The organism is Xanthomonas sp. WHRI 6106 (assembly GCF_040202405.1).
GTDB lineage: Bacteria > Pseudomonadota > Gammaproteobacteria > Xanthomonadales > Xanthomonadaceae > Xanthomonas > Xanthomonas cannabis.
In genome coordinates, this window is the sequence record NZ_JBEGFC010000015.1 from 37,460 (window position 1) to 62,175 (window position 24,716).

The 24,716-nt window shown below is 66.3% G+C and carries 21 protein-coding genes; 4 read left to right on the forward strand and 17 right to left on the reverse strand.

Going from position 1 to position 24,716, the window contains the following annotated elements; all coding sequences use genetic code 11:
• The first annotated feature begins 92 nt into the window (after positions 1 to 92).
• Positions 93 to 1,151 carry an oxidoreductase gene (locus ABQZ09_RS18425; protein ID WP_228315329.1) on the forward strand — a complete coding sequence of 353 codons (1,059 nt, stop codon included), beginning with the start codon at positions 93 to 95 and terminating at the stop codon, positions 1,149 to 1,151.
• A 398-nt stretch (positions 1,152 to 1,549) separates the two neighbouring features.
• Here the strand turns inward: ABQZ09_RS18425 and gnd are convergent, their stop codons facing one another.
• From gnd to ABQZ09_RS18465, 8 genes are all read right to left on the reverse strand, one after another.
• Positions 1,550 to 2,491: a phosphogluconate dehydrogenase (NAD(+)-dependent, decarboxylating) gene (gene gnd / locus ABQZ09_RS18430; RefSeq protein WP_039404367.1), complete on the reverse strand. Its 942-nt coding sequence runs from the start codon at positions 2,489 to 2,491 to the stop codon at positions 1,550 to 1,552.
• A 20-nt stretch (positions 2,492 to 2,511) separates the two neighbouring features.
• Positions 2,512 to 3,855 carry a hypothetical protein gene (locus tag ABQZ09_RS18435; RefSeq protein WP_349777619.1) on the reverse strand — a complete coding sequence of 448 codons (1,344 nt, stop codon included), beginning with the start codon at positions 3,853 to 3,855 and terminating at the stop codon, positions 2,512 to 2,514.
• A 124-nt stretch (positions 3,856 to 3,979) separates the two neighbouring features.
• Positions 3,980 to 4,360, reverse strand: coding sequence for a glycine zipper 2TM domain-containing protein (locus ABQZ09_RS18440; protein ID WP_047697156.1), 381 nt, complete (start codon positions 4,358 to 4,360; stop codon positions 3,980 to 3,982).
• A 125-nt stretch (positions 4,361 to 4,485) separates the two neighbouring features.
• Positions 4,486 to 5,265, reverse strand: a complete 780-nt coding sequence (locus ABQZ09_RS18445) for a DUF2242 domain-containing protein (protein WP_184553009.1) — start codon at positions 5,263 to 5,265, stop codon at positions 4,486 to 4,488.
• A gap of 73 nt (positions 5,266 to 5,338) precedes the next feature.
• Positions 5,339 to 6,412, reverse strand: a complete 1,074-nt coding sequence (locus tag ABQZ09_RS18450; protein ID WP_349777592.1) for a DNA methyltransferase — start codon at positions 6,410 to 6,412, stop codon at positions 5,339 to 5,341.
• Positions 6,405 to 7,520, reverse strand: coding sequence for a radical SAM family protein (locus ABQZ09_RS18455; protein WP_349777620.1), 1,116 nt, complete (start codon positions 7,518 to 7,520; stop codon positions 6,405 to 6,407). The genes ABQZ09_RS18450 and ABQZ09_RS18455 overlap by 8 nt, the downstream gene beginning before the upstream one ends.
• Before the next feature lie 22 nt (positions 7,521 to 7,542).
• Positions 7,543 to 8,946, reverse strand: a complete 1,404-nt coding sequence (locus tag ABQZ09_RS18460; RefSeq protein ID WP_228315326.1) for a nicotinate phosphoribosyltransferase — start codon at positions 8,944 to 8,946, stop codon at positions 7,543 to 7,545.
• A gap of 125 nt (positions 8,947 to 9,071) precedes the next feature.
• Positions 9,072 to 10,127, reverse strand: a complete 1,056-nt coding sequence (locus ABQZ09_RS18465; RefSeq protein WP_047697165.1) for a bifunctional nicotinamide-nucleotide adenylyltransferase/Nudix hydroxylase — start codon at positions 10,125 to 10,127, stop codon at positions 9,072 to 9,074.
• 182 nt (positions 10,128 to 10,309) lie between these two features.
• Here ABQZ09_RS18465 and ABQZ09_RS18470 point away from each other — a divergent pair, with 182 nt between their 5' ends.
• Positions 10,310 to 11,173 (forward strand): endonuclease/exonuclease/phosphatase family protein, encoded by an 864-nt coding sequence (locus ABQZ09_RS18470; protein ID WP_349777593.1) that lies wholly within the window; start codon positions 10,310 to 10,312, stop codon positions 11,171 to 11,173.
• Positions 11,174 to 11,334: 161 nt separating this feature from the next.
• Here ABQZ09_RS18470 and ABQZ09_RS18475 read toward each other — a convergent pair whose 3' ends face one another.
• Positions 11,335 to 12,240 (reverse strand): LysR family transcriptional regulator, encoded by a 906-nt coding sequence (locus ABQZ09_RS18475; protein WP_349777594.1) that lies wholly within the window; start codon positions 12,238 to 12,240, stop codon positions 11,335 to 11,337.
• Between the two features lie 88 nt (positions 12,241 to 12,328).
• Between ABQZ09_RS18475 and ABQZ09_RS18480 the strand changes: the two genes are divergently transcribed.
• Positions 12,329 to 13,072 (forward strand): sulfite exporter TauE/SafE family protein, encoded by a 744-nt coding sequence (locus tag ABQZ09_RS18480; protein ID WP_349777595.1) that lies wholly within the window; start codon positions 12,329 to 12,331, stop codon positions 13,070 to 13,072.
• Positions 13,073 to 13,176: 104 nt separating this feature from the next.
• Here the strand turns inward: ABQZ09_RS18480 and ABQZ09_RS18485 are convergent, their stop codons facing one another.
• The 5 genes from ABQZ09_RS18485 to ABQZ09_RS18505 form a co-directional block, all read right to left on the reverse strand.
• Entirely contained in the window at positions 13,177 to 15,336 is a 2,160-nt protein-coding gene (locus ABQZ09_RS18485) for a carboxy terminal-processing peptidase (protein WP_349777621.1), read from the reverse strand.
• Between the two features lie 349 nt (positions 15,337 to 15,685).
• On the reverse strand, positions 15,686 to 16,699 hold the full coding sequence (gene lipA, locus ABQZ09_RS18490; RefSeq protein ID WP_039564120.1) for a lipoyl synthase: 1,014 nt from the start codon (positions 16,697 to 16,699) through the stop codon (positions 15,686 to 15,688).
• Between the two features lie 14 nt (positions 16,700 to 16,713).
• Positions 16,714 to 17,412 carry a lipoyl(octanoyl) transferase LipB gene (gene lipB, locus ABQZ09_RS18495; RefSeq protein WP_039404346.1) on the reverse strand — a complete coding sequence of 233 codons (699 nt, stop codon included), beginning with the start codon at positions 17,410 to 17,412 and terminating at the stop codon, positions 16,714 to 16,716.
• Complete coding sequence (locus ABQZ09_RS18500) at positions 17,400 to 17,678, reverse strand: YbeD family protein (protein ID WP_039404344.1); 279 nt, start codon at positions 17,676 to 17,678, stop codon at positions 17,400 to 17,402. Before ABQZ09_RS18500 ends, lipB begins: the two co-directional genes overlap by 13 nt.
• 289 nt (positions 17,679 to 17,967) lie before the next feature.
• Entirely contained in the window at positions 17,968 to 18,951 is a 984-nt protein-coding gene (locus tag ABQZ09_RS18505) for a CsgG/HfaB family protein (RefSeq protein ID WP_184553024.1), read from the reverse strand.
• Between the two features lie 301 nt (positions 18,952 to 19,252).
• Here ABQZ09_RS18505 and ABQZ09_RS18510 point away from each other — a divergent pair, with 301 nt between their 5' ends.
• Positions 19,253 to 20,314 carry a lipid A deacylase LpxR family protein gene (locus ABQZ09_RS18510; protein WP_039404339.1) on the forward strand — a complete coding sequence of 354 codons (1,062 nt, stop codon included), beginning with the start codon at positions 19,253 to 19,255 and terminating at the stop codon, positions 20,312 to 20,314.
• A 122-nt stretch (positions 20,315 to 20,436) separates the two neighbouring features.
• Here ABQZ09_RS18510 and ABQZ09_RS18515 read toward each other — a convergent pair whose 3' ends face one another.
• The 3 genes from ABQZ09_RS18515 to mltB all read right to left on the reverse strand — a co-directional run bounded on the left by ABQZ09_RS18515 (position 20,437) and on the right by mltB (position 24,447).
• Positions 20,437 to 21,651, reverse strand: coding sequence for a D-alanyl-D-alanine carboxypeptidase family protein (locus ABQZ09_RS18515; RefSeq protein ID WP_349777596.1), 1,215 nt, complete (start codon positions 21,649 to 21,651; stop codon positions 20,437 to 20,439).
• 238 nt (positions 21,652 to 21,889) lie between these two features.
• A complete protein-coding gene (locus tag ABQZ09_RS18520; protein WP_349777597.1) occupies positions 21,890 to 23,302 on the reverse strand; it encodes a septal ring lytic transglycosylase RlpA family protein in 1,413 nt (470 codons plus the stop codon).
• Complete coding sequence (gene mltB, locus ABQZ09_RS18525; protein ID WP_184553030.1) at positions 23,299 to 24,447, reverse strand: lytic murein transglycosylase B; 1,149 nt, start codon at positions 24,445 to 24,447, stop codon at positions 23,299 to 23,301. Before mltB ends, ABQZ09_RS18520 begins: the two co-directional genes overlap by 4 nt.
• Positions 24,448 to 24,716 lie beyond the last annotated feature (269 nt).

Sequence of the window (24,716 nt, forward strand, 5' to 3'; positions counted from 1 at the left end):
TGACCGCAACATGCAGAGGTTGTGAACCCGGCGCACACAGGCGTGTGCAATACCATGCCGGCTTCCTCCGTCGTTGCGATGAACCGTTTTCAATGCCTAAACCGTTCAATCTGGCCGTGGTCGGCTACGGCTATGTGGGCCACACCTTCCACGCCCCGCTGATCGCCAGCACGCCTGGCCTGCGGTTGCACAGCGTGGTGTCGTCCAAGCCGCAACAGGCGCAAGCCGACTACCCCGACGTCACCGTGGTTGCCGACCTCGACAGCGCACTGGCCGACCCTGCGCTCGACGCGGTCGTCCTTGCCACGCCCAACCAGACCCACGCGCCGTTCGCGCTGCAGGCCCTGGCCGCAGGCAAGCATGTGCTGGTGGACAAGCCATTCGCACTCGACGCCACGCAGGCACGCGCCATGGTCGATGCGGCCGCCAACGCCGGGCGCGTCATCAGCGTGTTCCAGAACCGCCGCTGGGACGCGGACTTTCTCACCGTGCGCCGCCTAATCGAAGAAGGCCAGGTGGGTGAGGTGGTGGAATTCCATTCGCACTTCGATCGCTACCGCCCGCAGGTACGCGACCGCTGGCGCGAAAGCGATGCTCCCGGTGCAGGCCTGTGGTACGACCTGGGCCCGCATCTGCTGGACCAGGCCCTGCAATTGTTCGGCACGCCGCAGGCCATTGCTGCGGACCTGCAGCGCCAGCGCAGCCAGGCGCGCAGCGATGATTATTTCCACGTCACCCTGCATTACCCGCGGCTGCGCGTGATCCTGCATGCCGGCTCGCTGGTGGCCGACAACGGCCTGCGCTTTGCCGTGCATGGCACGCGTGGCAGCTATCTCAAGCATGGTTTGGACACGCAGGAAGACCAGCTACGTGCCGGACGCCGTCCGGGCACGGTGGGCTGGGGGGTGGACCCGTTGCCTGGCACGCTCACCCGCATCGACGACGAAGGGCGTGTGCACAGCCATCAACCCGAAAACCTGCCGGGCGATTACCGCCAGTGCTATGCCGCCTTCCGCGATGCGCTGGCCGGCACTGGCCCGGCACCGGTGGGCGGCGCCGACGCGGTGCTGCTCATCCACTTGCTGGAGCTGGCACAGCGCGGTGCCGCCAGCGGCCAGGTGCAGTGGCTGGATGGCGCGCGCGGCCTGTAACGCCACGATCAACTACACGGTGCGCGCGGCCACATAGCACGCGCATCAACATGCGAGCGTGCGCTGTCGGTCCGCAAAAGCATCCGGCGATGATGCGCCTGTGCTGCGCACGCCGCGCGGGTGACGACGATGCAGCGCCATCGATCGTGATCGAACAGCACCTGCGTTGTCAGCGGGTGCACGGCTGCCCGGAAAGCGCATGACGTCGGATTACGCGATCCGTCGGTGCAGCCAATACGCCTGAGCGCTGCGCTGTTCGAACCTGCGGCGAACCGCATGCTCGCCACAGACGGCTTGGCGTGAGCTTTCGCGCAACACGCATGACCCTGACAGCACACCGCCCCAACCCGACGGCCCCGCCTGCCGCAAGGCACGCGTGGCCGTCTGACGGATCGCGCTTATGCGTCCTTGCTGCCGATCGTCGGCGCGGCGGGGGTGGTGGTCATCACCGCGTGCCCGCCAAACTGGTTGCGCATCGCCGCCAGCAACTTGTCGGTGAACGAATCCTTGTCGCGCGAACGCAGCCGCTCCATCAACGACAGGGTGATGATCGGTGCAGAGACTTCCAGATCGATCGCCTCGGCCACCGTCCAGCGGCCTTCGCCCGAATCGGCCACGAACGGCGCGATACCGGCCATGGTGGGGTTGTGGCGTAACGCGTCGGCGGTCAGATCCAGCAGCCACGAGCGCACCACGCTCCCGTCGCGCCAGATCTCCGACACCTGGTGCAGGTCCAGCGCAAAATCGCTCTTGTGCTGCATCAACGCAAAGCCTTCGGCATAGGCCTGCATCATTCCGTACTCGATGCCGTTGTGGACCATCTTGGTGAAATGACCGGCGCCGCTCGGGCCCACCCGGCCCCAGCCCTTGTCGGGCGCAGGCGCCAACGTGGCCAGGATCGGGTGCAGCGTGGTCACCGCCGCTTCCTCGCCACCCACCATCAGGCTGTAGCCTTCCTGCAGGCCCCAGATGCCGCCGCTGGTGCCGCAATCGACAAACGCGATGCCACTGGCCTGCAACTGCGCCGCACGCCGCTGCGAATCCTTGTAATACGAATTGCCACCATCGATGACGATGTCACCGGCCTGCAGCAACGGCAGCAGCTGCGCCAAGGTGTCGTCGACGATCTTGCCGGCCGGCACCATCAACCACACCACGCGCGGGCTGGGCAGCGCTGCCACCAGCGATGCCAGTGCATCGGCGGTCACGATTCCCTTGGCCTGCGCACTGCTGCGTGCGGCCGCGCCCGGATCGTACCCATGCACAACGTGTCCGCCGTGCACCAGACGCTCGGCCATGTTGGCACCCATGCGGCCCAAACCCACCATACCCAGTTCCATAACGACTCCTCGTGATCTGATCAGTGCAGGGTGCCACGGCCGGCGTACGCCGGCGTCGCGGAATCCTCAATGGATTGTTCCGTGGCAATGTGCCCAGCGCACTGTTGCAGCTGCCAGTCGATCCATCGCCAGTACAAGGTGGTGCGCAGATTGTGCAGGGTCAGGTCGATCGCATACGGCGTGCGCGGGTTGCGGTCGAGAAGGCGCGCCACGTGGTAACCGATCGGCTTGACGCCCTTGGGATGCACATAAACCAGAAACCCCTGATAGAACGGGTCGTCCAGCAGCGTCTGCAGCTGGTGCAGCCGTGCCTGCTGCTGCGCATCCAGGGTGGCGCGCAGCTGCGCATCGCGCTCGTACAGCAGGCGCTCGAAACGCCGCTTGCCGGGTCCACGCAACGGCTGAGCCAGCTCCCAGATCTGGCGGTTGAGCGCGTCGTAATGCGCAAAGCCCCCGTGCTGCGCCAGGGCTTGCGCGGCGGCATCGCTGACATCCACCACCACGAAGTTTTCGGCCTGATTGTGAATATCGTCCAGAAACGCCTTGTCGAACACATGCGCGATGAAACCCGGCGCACCGACGAAGGCCTGCCGCCCGAGTTGCGAGGTCTTTACCGCCTTGCCGTCGGCGAAAAATTCGCCGGCATGTGCGCCGAGCAGAATGCTGTCGGTGTCATGCAAGGTCAGGAAGGTGCCGATCGACAACTCGCCAGGCGTAAACACCTGGTCGAAACCCGCGTCGCCGTACAACTCGCGCTGGGTGGCGAGCTGGGCAACCTGCCGCCCCACGCCGCATTCAGAGCGCACCCGCCCGCGGTAGAACGCATCCAGTGCCTGTGCGTTGCTGCCTCGCGGCTGATAGCCACGGCCAAGACTGCGAAAGCCGCTCCACCCTTGCGCGGCCGCACCGCGCCAACCGAAGCCAATCCAGCCCAGCTGCAGCGCTGAAAACCGATACCCCGGATTGTCCTGCAACTGGCTTACGGCGTGGCGCGTTGCCGCACCGACCTCGAACGCGTACGCACACTGGGTGGCGCTGTCATCCAGCAACGCCGTCAGCGACGCGCGGCGCTGTTGCGCATCCCAGGCGGCCGGCACGGTCAACTTCAGGTCGCCGGCAGCACGCGCCTGCGCAAGCGAGCCGCGCGTGCACGGCGCACCACGCTCGATGACCGGTGCGGATACGGCGGCGCGCTCGATCCTCCAGCCCAGCCGGCGGAGCAGCCCTTCCACGCAGTCGGCGCTGGCCGCGGTTGCGGCCGCACTGGGCGCCGCGCCAGCGACCTGCTGCACCTGCGCAACTAACACGGCAACGGCGCACACCACCGCAGCAACGCGGTGTCGCGTTGCATGTCGCATCAGCAGGTGTTGCAGTGTGCGGATCCGGAAGGCGCGCATCGGTCAGCGGTCGACTCGGCAGCACGCAGCCGCCTTGGCAATAAAGAAAGCCCCGGCAGGGCCGGGGCTTATGACCGTCACCACATCAGGCTTAACGACGTTCGCAGACGCGCTCGACCTGGCGGTTGCCATTGGCCTGCTGGCGATTGCCCTGGATGGTGCGGCCTGCCGCGCCACCGGCCACTGCACCGGCCACCGTGGCCAGCTTCTTGCCGTTGCCGCCGCCGACCTGGTTGCCGAGCAGGCCGCCGATCGCGGCGCCGGCAACGGTGCCGCCGATGCGATTGGGGTCGGTCGAGTTCTTCTGCACTTCCACGTTACGGCAGCGCACGCGCGTGCCGTCGGAGAATTTGCGGCCTTCGTCTGCCTCGGAATACCGCTGCTGATGCGAGTAGTTCTGCGCCTGTGCAAACGTACTCGTCGCCATCAGGCCGATCAGGGACATACCCAGCAAGGAATTACGCATCTTCATCGTCGGTCTCCATCGTTCTCGCCCATTCGGCGAGTCATGGCTGCACTCTGTTCGCTGCGTCGAGAACACGACGTGAAGCGCACGCGCCTCTATTCAGGCTTTGGAGCGGTGCGTGAACCGCACCATCACGGCTGCTTGGCGGGCTCGCTCTGTGGCACATCGACCGGCGCCGGCGGCGGGTCCTGCGCCTCCACCGGCAACGGTGCAACCGGCGGCTGCGCCACGGTGCCGGATGCGGCCGGCGGCGTGGCTGCGGCAGCTGGCGTGCCGACCGCCGGCGCAGTGGTGGATGCCGCTGCAGGCACCGGCGCGGGCGGGTGCGGAGCCACAGGTGTCGGTGCCGGCGCAGCGCTCGCTGCGGCGGGCGCCACGTCGGTCACCTTGGGCAGATACGAGTTCAGGCGTTCGAAGAAGCGCTTGTAGAAGGCCGCATCCTGCACCGTAGTGCTGGAGACGCGCACCAGCGAGTCGCCACTACTGCCCACCGGCAACGACAACGAGCCGAGCACGCCAACGCCCACGCTGGCCGAGGTCGAGCTCTTCTTCAGCGCGTAGCGGTCCTGCAGCGCGCTGACGAACACCTGCGCCTTGCCGCCATCCTGGGTTGCGCAGGAAATGCGCAGGTTGAGCTGCTCGCTCTGCTCGGCTTCCTTCAGCTGGAAATTCTTGCTGCCCTCCACTGCCGCGGCGTCGGCGCGCGTGACCGCGTAGCCCTGGCTCAGCAACACGCGGCGTGCGGCTTCGCAGGCCTGTGGCGAACTGGCCGCCACACTGCGCGAATAGGTGTCATCGGAATTGAACGACTCGCGCATCAGCATCGTGTCGCCCTTGCTGCCACCGCAGCCGGCCAGGGTTGCCAGCGCGCCGAGCAGCGCGCCACGCGCGATCAGGGAAGTGCAAGACATTGGGAGATTCCATCATCCAAAACCGCTCAAAGCATAGCCCCAAGCCATGTGCGCGCGGTGTCGCGTTGCCGGCTCAGGGCACCGGCGGTTCATCCGCTGGCAGTTGCAGGTCCAACTGCAGGCGACTGCCGTCGGCACCGATGCGCTCGGCGCGCAGGTAGTGATGGGCGCGCACCGCCGCCAACGGCACAGGTGCGCGGCACGGCTCACCCCACAGGCTCAGGCTGAAGCCCTGCGCCTGCAGCCAGCTGGTCAGGCGGTCCCAGAGCGGCTGCTCGGCAGCCAGCATCAGATCCAGGTCCGCCGGGCCGTCCGGCACCAGCGTCGGCGACTGCAACCAGCGCGCGTAACTGCCGTGCACCACCACCGGCAGGCCCAGCGCCTGCACCGCCTGCACCGCCTGCAGCAGTTGTGCCGCTTGCTGCAGGTCCATCCGGGCATGGCAGCGCTGGAAGATCAGTGCGTACTCGTGGCTGCGGTTGCTGTCGGTGCACGCGTGGGACAGCGCATCGGCCGGGCGCTGGTAGCACAGCACGCGCTCCTCGTGCAGCGTGAACAGGCTGCCCACCAGCCGCCCCAAGTCCCACGCCTGCGGCAGCACCCCCCCGCCAACGCGCACGTTCTGGACCATGGCCACGCCGAATGCACCTGGCCGCATTCGCCGCCGTAGCGCGTGGAATATGGCGCGCATTCCCGCGAGATAGCTGGCGTAGTCGGCACTGGCATACAGCTGGCCCGGCACTGTCTGCCCGCGCCACTGACAACCGAAGTACGGCACGTTGGTCAGGCATAGATCAACCGCTGCCGCCGGCGCAGCATGCACCAGGCTGCCGACCACGATCGGCGCCGTCACCCCGTGCCGTTGCAGGCGCGTGCGGGCCAGCTGGGCGCGCCCGGCATCGATCTCCATGCCGTGGGTAGCGCGACCTTCGAAGGCCGCCGCCAGCAAGGTGCTGCCAAACCCGCAGAACGGGTCGAACACCTGCTCGTCCGGCTGACTGAAATGGCGCACGAACGGCCGCATCTGGTTGACCCAGCCGCAATCGCGCCCGTTGAGTGGATCGGCGGCCCGTAGATCATCGGGCAAGGCCCAGGCCGCATCGTCCGCCGCCGGCGTCCACCAGCTGCGCTGATCGAACTCATCCATCGCGCGCTTCCGCCCCGGCGGCGTCCCACAACACATCTGCGTCCGGGTCCCAACCTGCGCACAGGCGCCCATTGGCAAAGAACACCAGCTTGTACACATCCCCGGTGGCGTGACGCGCATGCATCGCGGCATAGTCGGCGCTTTCGAATACCACCTGCATGCCGTCCGCGCTGCGCAGGCGCACATTCCAGAAGTAATACCCTTCGGTCATGCTGTCCAGCTGCCAACGCGACCACCACGGCTGTTGCATGCACTCGGCCAGCAATGGCTCCACCCCGACGCGATGCTGTGCGATGTAGCGCCAGGTGCCATTGCTGCGATACGCATCGTCCAGCCGCGACAGCTCACGGAAGATCACCTGCTGCGCACCACAGCTGCGTGCCCAGTCGATGTACTGCGCAACATCATCGGCACTGCACACACCGCCGCGTTGCACGATGCAGACCAGGCGTACCGGCAGACGCGCAGCCAAGCGGCGGGCGGTCTGCAGGAAGACGTCCGCATTGGCAATTGGCTCGCCGGGGCGGAAACGCATGATCGCATCGTTGCGCGCCTGCACCGGGTGGTGGCGCGACAGCTCGATCCACGACAGGCCGAACTGCAGCAGTGCCTCGAGCAGACGGCCGCCATGCGCACGCGCCAGACCGGCGCCGTTGCTGTACAGCACGCGCTGCTCGACCTGCGGACCCTCGGCGGTGGTTGACAAGGTCTGCAGCAAGGTCTGCAGCCAGTCCGGATCGTCGGTCATTTCTAGACCGGACAACGAATACGACAACGGCACTGCGTGCAGCAGCTGCAATACCTCACGCAGCTGCCTGAAATAGGCGGGCCCCGGGCGCAGCATCGAGGCCGCCGGACCACTGCCGTGCTGGCGCAGGTTTTCCGAACAGAACCCGCAGCGTGCCGAACAGGGCCGCACCGACGCATACGGGGTGAATGTGATCGGCAATGCTGCGCGCAAGCGCCGTGCGCCGATCTGCAGCCGGTGCCAGCGGCCGGCGTCGTCTTGCAGCGGCACGCGCTGCTGCAGGCTCGGCGCTGCGGCGCGCAGCTGCGCCAGCAGTGCCGAGGGGGGCAATGCAGACCCCGCATCGCTGCAGGCGGGCATGCTCATTCCCGCCTGCAGGCCATCAACGGCGTGCAGCGTCGGCACGCGCGCGCACCTGTTCCAGCGCCCACTCCTGCTGCATCGCGCCGTTTTCCCACACCGTCACCAAGGCGTCCTCACTCTCGGCATGGGCAGCCACTTCATCGAGCAACGCACTGCGATAGCTGCCGTCGCGACGGTCGCGTAGCAAGGTCAGCCGGCCACGCTTGCTCTGCTTGCCCTGGTCGGTGATCGGGTCCTTGTAGACATCGATCCACTGCCCGTCCACACGCACCGCCGAGCACTTCAACGCAAACTTTTGCGTGTCGCGGTCCACCTTCTGCAGCAGCGCCCCGCCCATGCCGAAGGCGACATTGTCGGCGGCATAGCCGGCGGCAGTGATGCGCTCCAGAATCGCACGCAGCGAGCTCGGGTTGATGCCATCGCCCTGGATCACCCGCACATGGTTGAGCACCTTGTAGCCCTTGCCATTGACCTGATGGCCGAACGCCTCGTCCAGCAGCACCAGGCACTGCTCGACCACGTCCACCGGGTCGCCGGAGTCCGGACGGATCACCACCGTTGCGCCCGATGCGATGATTTCCTCGCGCAGGGTCGTGCCCCAATGTTCGCGAATGGCGCGGTAGATGTCGTAGCTGTCCGACACCACCGCCACGATCGATCCTGGACGTGCGAACTGCGTCAGCATGTTGCGATACGCGTCCACCTCGCGCTCGCGGCCCCAGCTGGTGATGGTGCTGTGCTCGGCTGCGGGGATCGAATAGCCGGCCACCGGCGTGTGGTAATGCGCACGTGCCAGCAGCAACGCCGACAAGGTGTCGGTGCCGAGAAAATTCACCAGGTGTGCGGCCCCGCCCAATGCAGCCGAGCCCAGGCTGGACACGCCACGCGCACCGAAATCATGCAGCTTGAATGGCAGCTGCCCTTCCGGATCGTCGCTGGTACGCTCCAGGTAATCGCGCACGATCTGCTTGACCTGCCAGCTCACCGTGGCCACCGTCACCGGGTACCACACGCGCAACAACAGGGTTTCCAGATACGAGGGCACCCAGAACGCCTTGGCATCGGTGGACTCGATGGTCATCAACACGTTGTGGGTGGGCACCACCGCGCCCTCGGGCACCGCGCGGATGCGGATCGGCAGTTGTCCGCCCAGCCGCTCGACGATGTCGCGCCAGCCGGCTTCGTTGAACGGTTCGCCGTGCGCGGCCAGCAATGCTTTCGCATCGTCGATATCGGCATGCGTCACCGGTCGGTTGATCGCTTCTTTCAGGATCGACTGCAACCCGAAGAACACCGTCTGGTCGTACACGCCACCGCGCGATTCGACATAGAAAAACGAGGCATCGGTGCCGGGCGGATATTGCAGCCAGTGGCTGGCCTTGTAGCTGTCGGTGTTGAGCAGCAGGTTATCGAGGTAATGCATGACGGAAGCTCCTTCGCGTCGGGTAAACCAGCGGTCTGTCCGCCGGTGGGAGGTCGTGGATCAGGCAAGCCCATCGCACCGTGCCGACGTCGGTCGGCGGCAGCACGCAGGCGATGGCAGCGCCCTCAGCCACGGCCCAGGAAAAATTCAAGAATATGCAGGTGGTCTTCGTACAGGCGCGGCCCCATCGCCATCACTTCGGCGATCGGAATCCAGCGCGCCTTGTCGGCATCGTCGCCGCCACGCACCGCAGGCAACTCCCCCGCAGGAAATTCGAAGTGGAACGCGTGGGTGATGGTGCGCCCGCGCAGACTGCGCTCGGGATGGTCGAATACCTGGCGGCCGCGCAGGGAGCCCTTCAGCACCGGCACCGGCACCTTGAGCCGGGTCTCTTCGCGCAGCTCGCGCAAGCAGCTTTCCAGCAGGCCTTCGTCCTGAGCGATGAAACCGCCCGGCAGCGCCCACAGGCCCTTGCCCGGTTCGGCACGACGCCGCACCAGCAGCACATGCCCCGAATGCACGACCACCGCATCGGTGGTCACGAAGGTCGGCGCATACGGCGCATCCTTCCACGCGGCACGGTACTGCTCGATGAAGCGGTATTCGGCTACCAGCTGCGCATAACTGGGCGAGTTGCGCCGGAACGCTTCCAGCATGTCGTACACCGGCGCGGGCACGTTGCCACGCAGCATCAACAGCCCGCCATGAAATCCGATGTCGCCGGCCTCGAACAGATAACGGCGTAGCTCGGTGGCCGAGAGGGTGGCGGTGTGCTGCACATCTTCCAGCGGCCACTGCGGAAACTCACGCAGGTAATAGCTGCTGGCATCCTTGTCCATGCCGATCAACCCGATACGCGCATCCGGCGTGCCGCCATCGGCTTGCACGGCCTCGGCAACCTGACGCTGCACCTCGGCAATCCACAGGCTTTCGTTGTACAGATGGTCGCGCAGCGGCCGCAGGATCAACCGCTCGCTTTCACCCGGCAACGCAGACTCGATCATCACCGCACGTTCGGCGACGGTCCATGGATTGCGGATGGTGCGAGGGGTGTCGGCCGAGCCGATCAACACGATGAGCTTGCGCGCCTTGCCCAGCGCGTGGCGGGCGACGGCGGCATGGCCGTTATGAAAGGGCTCGAAACGCCCGATAAACACGAGATAGTCGTACGGTGCTGCCATGAGAATCCCTCACGGTTGAGTGGTGAGGCCAGCGGTCTATCCGCAGGCCTGCGACAAATGCTACGCCGTTGCGCAGGGACGTCAAGCGTGCAGTGGCAGCGACGGACCCCACCGCCGCGCTGTCACGGCCGTCATCGTTGCTGGCTAGACTTGGCGTCTTGTTTCTTCGGGAATCTGCCTGCATGCCACGTCCGATCACACGCGCACTGACGCGCTGCTTCCTTGCCATCGCCCTGCTGTGCATCGCCTTGCCGGCACTGGCCGCACCGGCCATCGCACCGTTGCGCGTGATGTCGTTCAACGTGCGGGTTCCTGCCGACACCGAGGGCGACAAGCGCTGGCAGGTGCGTCGCAGCGCAATGGTCGCCTTGATCAGGCAGACGCATCCGGATGTGTTCGGGACGCAGGAACTGGTGAGCGAGCAGGCCAGCTACCTGGCTGCACAGCTGCCCAACTATCGCTGGTTCGGCCAGGGGCGACGCGGCGATGACAGCGACGAACACATGGGCGTGTTCTACGACACGCGCGCGCTCGATGTCGTGGAATCCGGCAATTTCTGGCTCTCCGACACGCCAGAGGTCCCCGCCAGCATCACCTGGGGCAACGTGCTGCCGCGCATGGTGACCTGGGCATTGTTCGAACGGCGCAGCGACAAGCGGCGCTTCTACCTGTTCAACACGCACTTCCCCTATCGAGACGAAGACGAACCCGCGCGCGAACGCAGCGCGCAGCTGATCCTGTCGCGCATTGCGCAGCTTCCGAGCGAGATCCCGGTGGTGCTGACCGGCGACTTCAACAGCGACCCCGACAAGATCACCTACCCCACGCTGACTGCCGTGCTGGGCGATGCACGCGCAAAGGCATCAAAACGCAGCGGACCGGAAAAGACCTTCCAGGATTTCACCACTCACCCGACCCGGCGCATCGACTGGATCCTGTTCCGCGGGCTGACGCCAACGCACTTCGTCACGCTGGATGACCGCCCCGGCGGCGTGTTGCCGTCAGACCACTATCCCGTGCTCGCCGAGTTCGCCTGGCCGCGCTGAGCGCACGCACGCGGGATTGGTCGGTTGATTAGTTGATTAGTTGATTGGCTGATTGGCTGATTGATTGATTGATTGATTGATTGGTTGGTTGGTTGATGGTTGATGGTTGATGGTTGATGGTTGATGGTTGATGGTTGATGGTTGATGGTCAGCACGCTCGCTTACGGAGGCTGAATCCATGACTGCGCCGCGCTTGCCTGCAACCATTCCAGCAAGGCCTGCAGGATCACCGAGGGCGTGTCGCGCCACACGATGGACAGCTCGCGCCGCGCCCAGGGTTCGTCCAGCGGCACGGCCACCAGCTGCTGGCTGACGCTGGAGCACGCCAGCGCGGCGCGCGGCACGATGGCCACGCCGATGCCGCGCGCCAACATGCGGCACAGCGTTTCGATCCCCGGAACACGCGCGCGGATACGAAGGTGCACGCCCGCCCGTGCCAGATGGGTGCGCAAATGGCGCTGCAGGGCGTTGTCCACCGATAACGCCAGCAACTGCATGTCGGTGAGATCGGCCAGACGCAGCGCGGTCGCGCCGGCAAGCGAGTGGCCGGCCGCAACCGCCACGACCAGGCGATCATGGCGCAATGGTCGCCGCTGCAGGCCAGTGAAATCCGCATGCCCGGCGACGACCGCCAGATCCGCGCGCTCCTCGCGCACTGCATCGGCGGCCTCCTCGCTGCCCCATTCGGCCAGGGTCAGGTCCACCCGTGGATGCGCCAGCAGGAAGTCGGCCACGCATTCGGGCAGCCATTCCGACAGCGCCGCCGTATTGGCGGCCAGCCGCAGGCTGACCTGCCCGCCCGCGCCGTAATCGCCCAGTTCGGTACGCATCGCCTGCGCTTGCCGGGCCAGCGTGCGGGCGTGGCGCAGCAAGACCTGGCCGGCAGCGGTAAGGGTGACGCCACGCCGGCCACGCTCGAACAGCGCCGCGCCGACCTGCAGCTCCAGTGCGCGGATACGGGCGCTGGCGGCGGCCAGCGACAGCGCCACGCGGTCGGCACCGGCGGTGATGCTGCCGGTCTCGGCCACCGCCACGAAGATCCGCAGATCGACGAACTCCACTTGCATTGCGCACCCACAGCCTTCGGCGTGGACGAAGTCTGCCTCAAACAAAGACAGCTTGCCGTGTCGCCACCGCCGCCGGATCCTGCCCGGCATGACTGATGATCGATTGCACTGGGTCCTGATTGCGGGCGTGTTCCTGCTGGCTGGCGGGGTGAAGGGTGTCGCGGGGATGGGGCTGCCCACCGTGGCGATGGGCCTGCTGGGGTTGTGGCTACCGCCGAGCCGGGCAGCTGCGCTGTTGGTGCTGCCTTCGTTGGTGACGAATCTGCAGCAGGCCTGGGGACCGGCACCGGGGGCGCTGTTGCGGCGCATCTGGCCGTTGCTGACGCTGATGAGCGTGGGCACCTGGCTGAGCGTGGGTGTCATGATCGGCGGCGACCCACGCAGCCTGCGCGCCGGGCTCGGCGCCCTGCTGGTGGCCTACGCGTTGCTCGGGCTGGCGCGCTGGCAGTGGACGCTGCCACCCCGCCATGAACGCTGGGCCAGTCCGTTGACCGGCCTGGCCAGCGGCCTGCTCAACGGCGCCACCGGTGTCGTGGTGCTGCCGGTGGCGCCGTATTTCGCCGCGCTGGGGCTGCCTCGCGAGATGCTGATCCGCGCATTGGCAGCCTGCTTCGGCACCGCAACGCTCGCGTTGGCCATCGCGTTGATCTGGCACGGTGGCGTGCCGTTGTCGGCGGGGGTGCCGTCGCTGCTGGCCTTGCTGCCGACGGCGCTGGGGGTCTGGGCCGGCACCCGGGTCCGGCGGCGCATTTCCGCCGAGACGTTCCGGCGCGTGTTCTTCTGCACCCTGCTGCTTCTGGGCCTGCAGGCCTGCTGGCAGGCGCTGAACTGAGACGCGGCAGGCCGTTGCCACTGTACGGCCGGCGCGGTGCATTGGCCCAAAACAAACGCCACCGACAAATGGTGGCGTTGGTCAGTGCTCGGTCGTGCTGGCTGTCAGTCCGCCCAGCGCCCCGGCGCTGTGGACTGCGGCAGTACCTGCGCCGACAGCGGCCGATCCTGCGCAAGCAGGCCCAGCGCGTCGGCCAGGATGGCCGCCGACTCATGCAACAACGGATCCGGGCGCTTTTCTGCGGCCTTTTCGCGTGCCGTGTCCTTGACGATGTCGCGTTCGTTGCCGGTCAGCCCGTCGTCGCTGTCATCGGCCAGCGGATCCAGCGGCAAGCCCAGCTGCTTGCGGACCTGCTGACGATCCTTGCGCTGCTGGTCCTGCTTCTGCCGTTCGGCGACACGTTCGGCCTCGTTCAAGGAGATGTACTTCTTGGCCTTCTCATCGCGGAACTGCTTGACGTCTTCCTCCCACCACTGGAATTCCTTGTCGGCAGCGATACGCGCGGTGTGCAGGGATTGCAGCTTGGGCAGCAGCGGCGCGAAGTTGCCGTACTGGGTGTGCGGCGCAGCGGCAATGCGCGTCCACGGCAGCGCGTTGTCGTAGGTGCTTTCGCCGAATTCGGTGGCATCCACACTGGCCGGGAAGGCGATATCCGGCACCACGCCCTTGTGCTGTGTGCTGGAGCCGCTCACCCGGAAGAACTGCGCGATCGTTAGCTTGACCTGGCCATAGCGCTGCCCTTCCGCGGCCGGCCAACGGTCCAGGTCGACGATGTTCTGCACCGTACCCTTGCCGAAGCTGGTTTCGCCGATCACCAGGCCGCGGCCGTAGTCCTGGATGGCGCCGGCAAAGATCTCCGAGGCAGAGGCCGAACCACGGTTGATCAGCACGCCCAGCGGGCCGTCCCAGGCCACCTTCGGATTGCTGTCGCCATTGACGGTGACCCGGCCCCCGGATTCGCGCACCTGCACCACCGGACCCTGTTCAATGAACAGCCCGGTCAGCTCGATCGCCTCGTCCAGCGAACCACCACCGTTGTTGCGCAGATCCAGCACCACGCCGTCGACCTTGTCGGTCTTGAAACCGGCCAGCAGCTTGGCCACGTCGCGGGTCGCCGAGGCATAGTCGGTCGCATTGCGGCGGCGGCCTTCGAAGTCCTGATAGAAGCCCGGCAGCTTGATGATGCCGATGCGACGTTCCGGTTCGCTGCCCTTGGCCGGCAAGGTGATGGTTTCGCCCTTGGCGGCCTGCTCGGCCAGACGCACCTTCTGCCGGGTCAGCGTCACCGTGCGGTGCTTGCCGTCGATACCGGATTCGGCCGGGATGTACTCCAGGCGCACCTGGGTGTCCTTGCTGCCGCGGATCTTGGCCACCACGTCGTCGATGCGCCAGCCGATCACGTCTTCGATCGCGCCATTCTTGGCCTGGCCCACGCCGACGATGCGGTCGCCCGGCTTGAGCGTGCCATCCACCGCCGCCGGACCACCCGGGATCACCTCGCGGATCACCACCATGTCGTCCTGTTTCTGCAGCTGTGCGCCGATGCCTTCCAGCGACAACGACATCTGCTGATTGAACGTCTCGGCAGTGCGCGGGGTGAAGTAATCGGTGTGCGGGTCGACAGCGTTGGTGTAGGCGTTGACGAAGAACTGGAACACGTCCTCGCCCTTGAGCTGCTTCACCGAATCGGCGAGCGCGGCATAGCGCTTGTCCAGCGTCTTGCGGATGTCATCGGGCTTCTTGCCGGCCAGCTTGAGGCGCAGCCAGTCGTTCATGACCGACTGGCGCCACAACATATCCAGCTGCTTGTCGTCGCTGGCCCACGGCACGTCCTTGCGGTCGTACTCGAACTTATCGCTGCCGGTGAAATCGAAGTCCTGCTTGAGCAGGTCGCGCGCGTACTTGACGCGCTGGTCCACACGCTTCTTGTAGACCGCAAACACCTGGAACGCCGGTTCCAGGTTGCCGCCGCGCAGTGCGTCGCCCACACCGGCCTGCAACGGCGCAAAGCCGTCGATGTCGGTCTGGGTGAAGAACTGTTTACCGCCGTCCAACGTTTCCAGGTAGCGCTTGAACACGTCCTTGGACATCGCCTCGTCCAGGGTGCGCGGACGATATGCATAGCGGCTGTCGGACAGCAGGCCGTAGACGAGCTTGGTGGCCGTTGCCTGTTCGGGCGTGGCGGCCGCCGGCAGCGCGGTATCGGCGCGCGCCAGCAATGCCATCGGAGTGGTCAACACCAGCGCCAGCAGGCCGGCCTTCATGGACGCAGAAACGTTGTAGGTCATCGAATGGCTCTCGGCACGGGGCCGACGAAAGAAAGGCGGTGAACGGATCAGACAGCATGACAGTGCCCAAAGTTGCTGGCGTTGTCATCCGCTGGCTGAATCAGCCTAGCGCCGGGCACGTAGCAGATTGTGAACGCGACCGTACCTTGCACCCGCGCGCTCCGGTGCCAAAAACGACACGGCCCCGTGCGATGCATGAGGCCGTGTGGAAGCGCGAACGGTCTATTGGCTGGTCAGCCAGCAGGTCACCAGCGGCGATAGGCATCGCCACCGCCAAGGTGGGCTGGATGATCGGCGCTAAGGCCCGGAGTACGCGCTGCGTCGCTCAGGCAGCGACGCCGGCGCCGGCCGCCTGGCGATCGGCGTGATACGACGAACGCACCATCGGCCCGGAGGCGACGTGGCTGAAGCCGAGCGCGTTGCCGTACTCCTCCAGCGCCTTGTATTCCTCCGGCGTCCAGTAACGCATCACCGGGTGGTGGTGCGGGGTCGGCTGCAGGTACTGGCCGATCGTGATCATGTCCACATCGTGCGCGCGCAGGTCGCGCAGGGTGGCCTGCACCTGCTCCATCGTCTCGCCCAGTCCCAGCATGATGCCGGACTTGGTGGCGATGGACGGGTGCTGCGCCTTGAAACGCTGCAGCAGGGTCAGCGACCACTGGTAATCGGCACCAGGACGCACGTTCGGGTACAGGTCCGGCACGGTTTCGATGTTGTGGTTGAACACATCCGGCGGACTCAGGGCCAGGATCTCCAGCGCGCGGTCCATGCGGCCCTTGCCGCGGAAATCCGGCGTCAGGATCTCGATGCGGGTCTTGGGCGAACTGACCCGGATGGCCGAAATGCAGTCGACGAAATGCTGAGCCCCGCCGTCGCGCAGATCGTCGCGGTCCACGCTGGTCACCACCACGTACTTCAGGCCCATGTCGGCCACGGTGGCGGCCAGGCTGGCCGGCTCGCCGGCGTCCGGCGGCTTGGGCCGGCCGTGCGCCACGTCGCAGAACGAGCAGCGCCGCGTGCACACCTCGCCCAGGATCATGAAGGTCGCGGTGCCGTGGCTGAAGCACTCGTGGATGTTCGGGCAGCTGGCTTCTTCGCACACCGTGACCAGGCGGTTTTCGCGCAGCTTGGCCTTGAGGTTCTGCACCGCATTGCCGGAGGGAATCCGCACCCGGATCCACGACGGCTTGCGCAGCACCGGCGCATCGACGAACTGCACCGGCGAGCGATTGATCTTGTCGCCACCGATCTGCTTGACGCCGGTCTGCAGCGGCGCAGGCGCGGCGGTGTCGCCGGAGACGACCTGCAAGGGAATGGAACGGGCGATAGGCTGGGTCATGACGGTACGGGCGCTCAGGCCGGAAGCGAAAGGTCGGGCAATGCGGAGACAGGCTGCAACACGAGACCGAACTGGCGCGCCAGCTGATCGAGCAGCACCGCCTTGACGGCGGCCATCCCGGAGGGGCCGCCCAAGTCTAGCACCGAGGTCACCCGCAGGCCCTGGTAGCCACACGGATTGATGCGGTGGAACGGCTCCAGGTCCATCGCCACGTTGAACGACAACCCGTGGAAGGTGCAGCCGCGCCGCACCCGGATGCCCAGCGCGGCGATCTTGGCATCGCCCACATAGACGCCGGGCGCGCCCTCGCGGCGCTCGGCCACGATATTCCACTCGTCCAGGGTGTCGATCAGCGCCTGCTCGATCTTGCACACGTAGTCGCGCACACCGATCTTGAGCCGGCGCAGGTCGAGCAGCGGATAGACCACCAGCTGGCCCGGGCCGTGATAGGTCACCTGCCCGCCGCGGTCCACCTGCAGCACCGGGATCTCGCCTGGCGCCAGCACGTGCTCCGGCTTGCCGGCCTGGCCCAGCGTGAACACAGGCGCATGTTCGACCATCCACACCTCATCGGCGGTGGATGCATCGCGCGCATCGGTGAAGCGCTGCATGGCGCGCCACACCGGCGCATAGTCTTGCCGGCCAAGGTCGCGCAGCGATGCGGGCGGCACCAACACAGCGGCCGGCGCCGCTTGGGTCGCTACAGCGTCCACTTCACTTCCGGGTGATCACGCAGCGCCTGATGCGCCGCGTCGAACTGCTCCCTGCTCTCGGCACGGAAGCCGATCTTGACCGAGACGTACTTGCCGCTGGACGAATGCTTCCAGCTGACGCTTTCCTCCAGCAGTTCCACGCCGGTGGCAGCAAGCAAACGCGGCAGCTCGGTTTCCAGACCGCGTTCGGCCGCGCCCATCGCGCTCAGTTCGAAGGTGCCGGGGAATTGAAAGCCGTGATCAGGGTTGTCGGTGCTGATATCCATCGCCCCATTATCGGGCCGGCAGGGGGTAAACCCAAGCCCACGCCGCCTGAAACGACGCGCGGAGCCATTGTGCCGGGCACTGGCTCCGCTGCCTTGCCAGGCATTGACGCCTGGCGGAACTGCCGGACCACGGTGGCCGGCACGCGCGGCGACCATGCCCGCATCGACCACGCCGCTGCTCAGACGGCGGTGGCACGTCACTCGACCATCTGTCTACCGGTCAGCGACCATTTTGCAAGCGTATCGAACCGCTGCGTCAACTAGGCAGCGCAGCGGCCGAGGACAGCACTTACTTGGACAGTTCGAGCATGGCCGAGGACACCCAGCCGCGGTTGCCCATCTCGTCTTCGACTTCCCACATCACGCCTTCCTTGGTGCCGGTGGGATACAGCATCATGCCGGGCTCCAGCGTACGCACTGCTGCGCCGGTGCCCTTGGCATTGGCCAGCAACCGACCTGCACGCGTCACGGTAACCGCCTGTTGCGCGTTGGATGCAGCCGCGTTGCCGGACAGGCCGCCGAGCTGGCCGACGATATCGGTATAGGCCTGCAGATAGGCCAGGGTGATCACCTGCCCGATTTCGGTATTGGCGTAACCACCCGCACCGGCCGCGCCATAGTCGCCGCCACTGAATACGTTGCCGCGCGCGCCCCAGCCCAGGTCGGTCTTCTTGGCGTTGCCTTCGGCCATGGCGACCTGTTCGGACGAGCGCACATCGGTGATGGTCAACACCACGTCTGCCGTCTTCTTGCTGAGATTCAGACCGCCTACCAGGTTGCCGGCATTGCCGCCCACCAGGCCACCCAGCATGCCGGCAATGGCGCTGCCGCCGGCATTGCGGTTCTGCGAAATGAGGTCCGGCGTCATCACATAGTCGGCCGCGCGAATCTGGCCCTTGCCGACATTGGAACGTGCACGCAGATCGCCATTGGCCGCCATCTCGCGCTCGCGCTGCGATGCCGCCATGCCGGCGCCACGGTCCACCAGGGTGAAACAGCGGGACTTGTTGACGAACACCTTGATCAACTTGGACGGCGCCGGCAGCTGCTGACCCGACCACCAGTTGACCGCGTCTTCCGGCTCGATCACCGACAGGCTGCCGAGCGGCTTGGCGCACACCGGAATCTGCGCGGCGGCCTCCTTGCGCTGGTCCTGTGCAGAGCCTTTGAAGGCATCCTTGAAGCCGGCCGATGCCGGCGCGCTGATGCCGCTCAACGCAACACCCAGCATGCCCGACAGCACTGCCGCGCTTACAGAAATAGTCTTGCTCATAAGTAGTCCCCTAACACCTGCGCTGCCGTCGGCGAACGCGATCCGTTGGTGATGAGATGGCCTGCGAAGGCCGCCGTTCCTTGGGGCGTGTCCCCCGGGGGCGGATCATATGCTATTCGCGCCGGCTTTTCATGGCTCGCGCGTGCGGTTCTGACCACCTCGCAAATGGAACGCACCGGTGCCAGCAGCTTTTGCTACAGCTCGGTCGTGCAGGCGCATGATGGCCCGCACTTCACGCGGCACAGCCGTGCGTCCAGGCACCTTTGCCGAACCAGGTCACTCCTTACTCCCCAGGTCCTCTATGCTCCGACCGCGCGCGTTGTCTGCTGCCTTGTTGCTTTCTCTCACCGGGCTGTCGCTGCCGGCCCTGGCGGCCGATCAATGCGATTCGAGCCGACTGGGACGTACGCCGCCGGCGGTGAATTTCCGGGTCGACAACGACCTGTTTGGCGGCGAGGACCAGGACCAGGGCTATTCCAACGGTGCCGTGCTGACCCTGGTCTCGCCCAACCTGGTCGATTACACCGACGACCCCTGCCTGCCGCGCACCGCGCGCTGGGTCAACAGCTATCTGGAACGCCTGCATCCGGGCGAGTTCGACCAGCAGAACATGGTGTTCTCGATTGGCCAGGCCATCTTTACCCCGACCGACTACACCCGCCGCGACGTGATCCCGGACGACCGCCCGTATGCGGGCATCCTGCTGGCAAGCTTCGGCTACAACGCCCGCAACGATGCCCACCTGCGGACCACCCAGCTGCAGATCGGCGTGGTCGGCCCGTGGGCCTTTGCGCAGGAGGCGCAGGATGCGATCCACGACGCGCTGGGCGACGAGAAATTCCAGGGCTGGGACAACCAGCTGCACAACGAGCCGCTGATCAATCTGGTGCACGAGCGCATGCATCGCTGGCCGGCCGACGCCAGCGGCAACGCCGGCGGCTTCGGCTGGGACTTCATTTCGCACTGGGGCGGTTCGCTCGGCAACATGGCCACACATGTGAACGCAGGCGGCGAAGCGCGCTTTGGCTGGAAGCTGCCGGACGACTTCGGCAGCACGCCCACCCGGCCGGCCGGCGAGAACACTGCACCAAGCCGCTTGGGACGCGCCAGCGGCTGGTCGGGGCATGTGTTCTTGACCACCGATGCGCGCTGGGTGATCCGCGACATCACCCTGGACGGCAATACCTTCCGCAACAGCCACAGCGTGGACAAGCGCCCGTTCGTGGGCGACGTCGGCTACGGCCTGGCGGTGATGTACGGCCGCTGGAAATTCGCCATTGCCCGCTACCACCGCACCCGCGAATTCGAGACCCAGCGCGAGACGCCGGTGTATGGCAGTTTCACGATCAGCCGGATGCTTTGAGGGCTGGGAATCGGGAGTGGGGAATCGGGAATCGCAAAAGCAATCGCGGTGCTCCTGCCTTTACCGATTCCCGATTCCCGATTCTCGATTGCAAAAAAATGCCGGCTTTCGCCGGCATTTTTTTACTCTGATTCCCACCACATCCAGAACGCGTCCCAGAGGCGCTTGAAGAATCCGCCCTCTTCGACCGCGTTGATGGCGACCAGCGGGGCCTGGGCGATGATCTTGCCGTCCAGGCTGACCTTCACCGTACCCACCTGCTGGCCCTTCTTGATCGGCGCCTGCAGATTCTTGGGCACTTCCATGCTGGGCTTGAGGTCGTTGTAGCGGCCGCGCTGCAGGCTGACCAGCAGCGGCTGCGCCACGCCCAGCTGCACTTCGTCCTGCTGTCCTTTCCACACCTTCTGCTGGGTCACGACCTTGCCGGGCGCGTACAGGCTGTGGATTTCGAAGAAGCGGAAGCCCCAGTTGAGCAGGGCCAGGCTGTCGGTGGCGCGCTGCTCCTCGGAGCTGTCGCCCATGACCACGGCGATCAGGCGCTGGTCGCCGCGCTTGGCCGAGCTCAGCAGGCAGTAGCCGGCCTCGGAGGTGTGGCCGGTCTTGATGCCATCCACCGCCGGGTCGCGCCACAGCAGCCGGTTGCGGTTGCTCTGCTTGATGGTGCCGACCTGGAATTCCTTGATCTTGTTGTAGGCGTAGGTCTCCGGGTAATCGCGCACCATCGCGCGGCCCAGCATGGCCAGATCGTAGGCGGTCGAATGGTGCCCTTCGGCGCTGAGCCCGTGCGCGTTGACGAAGTACGAGTTCTTCATGCCGATCTTGGCGGCGTAGCTGTTCATCAGCGAGGCGAAGGCTTCCTCGCTGCCGGCCACGTGCTCGGCCAGGGCGATGGCGGCATCGTTGCCGGACTGGATCGCCATGCCCTTTTCCATGTCTTCCAGACGCGCGGTCTGGTTGACCGGGAAGCCACTGTAGCTGCCGTCGGTGCCGGCGCCGCCCTCGCGCCAGGCGCGCTCGCTCATCATGACCTGGTCGTCGCGGGTGACCTTGCCGTTCTTGATTTCAGCGGCCACCACGTAGGAGGTCATCACCTTGGTGATGCTGGCCGGTGCCAGCTGCTGGTGGATGTTTTCGCCGGCGAGTACCTGCCCGGTGGCGTAGTCCATCAGGATCCAGGACTTGGACACGGCCGGCGCCGGCGCGGGTGGGACCGGCAATGCAGCCTGCGAGGCCGGCGCGGTAGCCGCAGCGGGCGTCGGCTGCGGCGCAGGCGTCTGGGCGCAGACCAGGCCGAAGGCGAACGTGGCCACGGCAGCGGCGGCGAAGCGGAATTTCATTGAAGAACGACTCCTGACGGGCCCGAAGGCTGGGTAATGCGAAATTGTAAGGCGCCACGGCGATCGGGGCGACGCGCGACGGTGTGCGCGCGCTTGCACAGTTCAGTGTCCGGGCGCCCCACGCTGCGGGTGGCACGCCGTAGACGATGAGTGGGCGACGCCGGAAACCACCGCATCGCACACGGGAGGATTGTATTCAACGGGCGTGCCGGGCGTTGCCACACCCGCGCAGCGGCGCTCAGTTGGCGACGATCTGCGGCCGCCCGAAGCCCAGCCCTGCGATCCGCTGGGAGATTTCCGACGCATTGGCATGATCGCGGGCGTTGACGCGCAGGCGCCAGAGGGTACGGCCACCGCTGACGATGTCGCTGACGCTGGCACCGGCGATGCCGGCCGAGGCCAGTTGCGACAGTGCGCGATTGGCGTTCTCACGGCTGGCGAAGCTGGCCACCTGCAACAGGATGTCGCCCAGCGCCGCTTCGGCCACGCTTGGCGCCTTGGCCGGAACCTGGGCCTGCGCGGTTTTGAGCGGACGTGCGGGCGCGTTGTCCGGCGCCTTGACTGCCGCAACGGCGACCGGTGCTGCTGCCGGCACGGGAGCGGTGGTTGCGCCAGCCGGGCGCGGGGTCGCGGCGGCGGGCTTGCCGGTGGCCACGCGCACGCCCTGCGATTTCATCCACGCATCGAAGTTGTCGGCATTGCCGGGCTGACGCGAGTCGGCCACGCGATAGCGCCAACGCTCGCCGGCGGCCGTGACCGGCGCCGCCGCCGATGCGGCGACCGGCGCGGCAGCCGCTGTTGCAGTGCCTGTCGCAGCTGTACGCGGCGGCACGGTGCGGGTGGGCAGCCGTTGCACCAGGCCATCGATCTGGCTGGCGCTGGCCGCCGGCCGCGCGCTGGCAATCGCGGCGTTCACCGGTGCCTGGCCACTGCGGCGCTTGGCGAGCAGATTGCCGTTGTCTGCCTCGGTCAGGCCACGTACTTCGACATTGCCGGTGCCCTTGCCGGTAATGCCCAGCTTGACCGCGGCGGCGTAGCTCAGATCGATCACACGGCCGTCGTGGAAAGGGCCGCGGTCGTTGACGCGCACCACCACCGACTCGCCGGTGTCGGTGTTGGTCACCAGCGCAAAGCTTGGCAGCGGCAAGGTCTTGTGCGCGGCGGTGAAGGCGTACATGTCGTAGACCTCCTTGTTGGAGGTCAGCCGGCCGTGGAATTTGTTGCCGTAATACGAGGCGGTGCCGCGCTCGACATAATCGCCGGGGTTGTCCATCACCACGTAGCGCTTGCCCAGCACTTCATACGGCGAGCGGTTGCCGACCGCCGAGCGCGGCTCGTTGGTGACCAGCGGCTCGGGGATGCAGGCCACGTTAGGCACGTGGTCCGGCGTGCTGTCCTTGACGCCGGGTTTGTACAGGCCGCCGGCGGTGTAATCGCCACGCGTGGACGGGTCTTCCTTGGCTGCCGCATACGGCGACGTGGAGGGGCAGCCGGTGGCGACATACGCCGGTCCCTTGCCATCGACCTTCACCCCCTTGATCGCGCCGCTACCGGTGCTGCCGGCCCCTTTCTTCGGTGCGCTGCTGCAGGCCGCCAGGCCCAGCATCAATGCCATCGGAATCAGCCACTTGTGGCCTGCAATGCTGTTCATGCCGGGGGTAACTCCTTGCCGGCGATGGCCTCGGACAGCTGGAACACGGCCATCGCATACATCTTGGAAATGTTGTAGCGGGTGATTGCGTAGAAGTTCTGGAAGCCCAGCCAGTACTGCTTGCCGTTGGCATCGTCCAGGCTGATCGGGGTGGCGGTGCTGCCGGCCACCACCGGCGCGCCCGGGTGATATCCGCGCGCCGACAGGTCGGCCAGCGTGTACACCGGCGACCAGTCGGTGGGGTTGAATTCTTCGTGGCCGGCGGCCAGCGTGGCCGGCACGGCGACCTGCCCGCCGCGCACCCAGCCGCCCTTCTTGACGAAGTAATTGGCGATCGAGGCGAACACGTCGTTGTAGTCGGTGAACAGATTGCGCTTGCCGTCGGCATCGCCATCGACACCGAACTGGCGGTAGCTCGATGGCATGAACTGGCCCATGCCCATCGCACCGGCGTAGCTGCCGATCAGCGCGGTGACATCGAGTTGCTCTTCCTTGCCGAGCGCGAACAATTGACCAAGTTCATCGCGGAAAAACAGTTCACGGCGCACTTCGCGCTCGAGCTTGGCCGGGTCGCCGCTGCGTGGATAACGGAACGCCAGCGTGTATAGCGCATCCAGCACGCGGTATTTGCCGGCGTTGGTGCCGTAGCTGGTCTCCACCCCGATGATGGCCACGATCACCTGCGCCGGCACACCGGTGGCAGCCTCCACCTTGCTCAACTCAGCACGGTGTTCGGCGAGGAACTTGCGGCCGCCGTCGATGCGCGCCTGGGTGATGAATATCGGACGGTATTCGTTCCACGGCTTGACCCGCTCGGCCGGGCGCGACATGGCGGTGACGATGGCGTCCTTGAACTGGGCCTGGGCCAGGGTCGCTTCGATCTGCGTGGCATCGAGGCCGTACTTGGCGGCGGTGTCGCGCACGAAATTGGCACGCGCGATTTCGAACGGCACTGGGGTCAGATCCACAGGCGGCAAGGCAGGTGCCTCGGCGGCAGCGCTGGCAGGCACGGCAGCCGCAACCGGGGCAGCAGGCGGCTTGGCCGGGGGCGCACTGGCGGCCGGCGGCGGGGACGGAGGACTGGGCTGGGTCGCACAGGCGACAAGGCCGAGGGTGAGCAGGCAGGTCAGAGTGCGTCGAATCATCGGCCGAGGGTAACAGACATCGGATGAACTTCTGGCAATAAGACCATGAAACGAAAAGACTTTAGCTAAAGTCAAGGGGGCCGTAGCAGTGGGGATGGTTTTTTCTTGGTTCGGGATTCGGGATTCGGGATTCGGGATTCGGGATTCGGGATTCGGGATTCGGGATTCGGGAATGGGGAATGGGGAATGGGAGACGGGAGACGGATCAGAGGGTGGGCGCGAACGTGCGGGGCGGTGTTGCGTCCGGTTCGGCGACGTAGCGCGCGCCG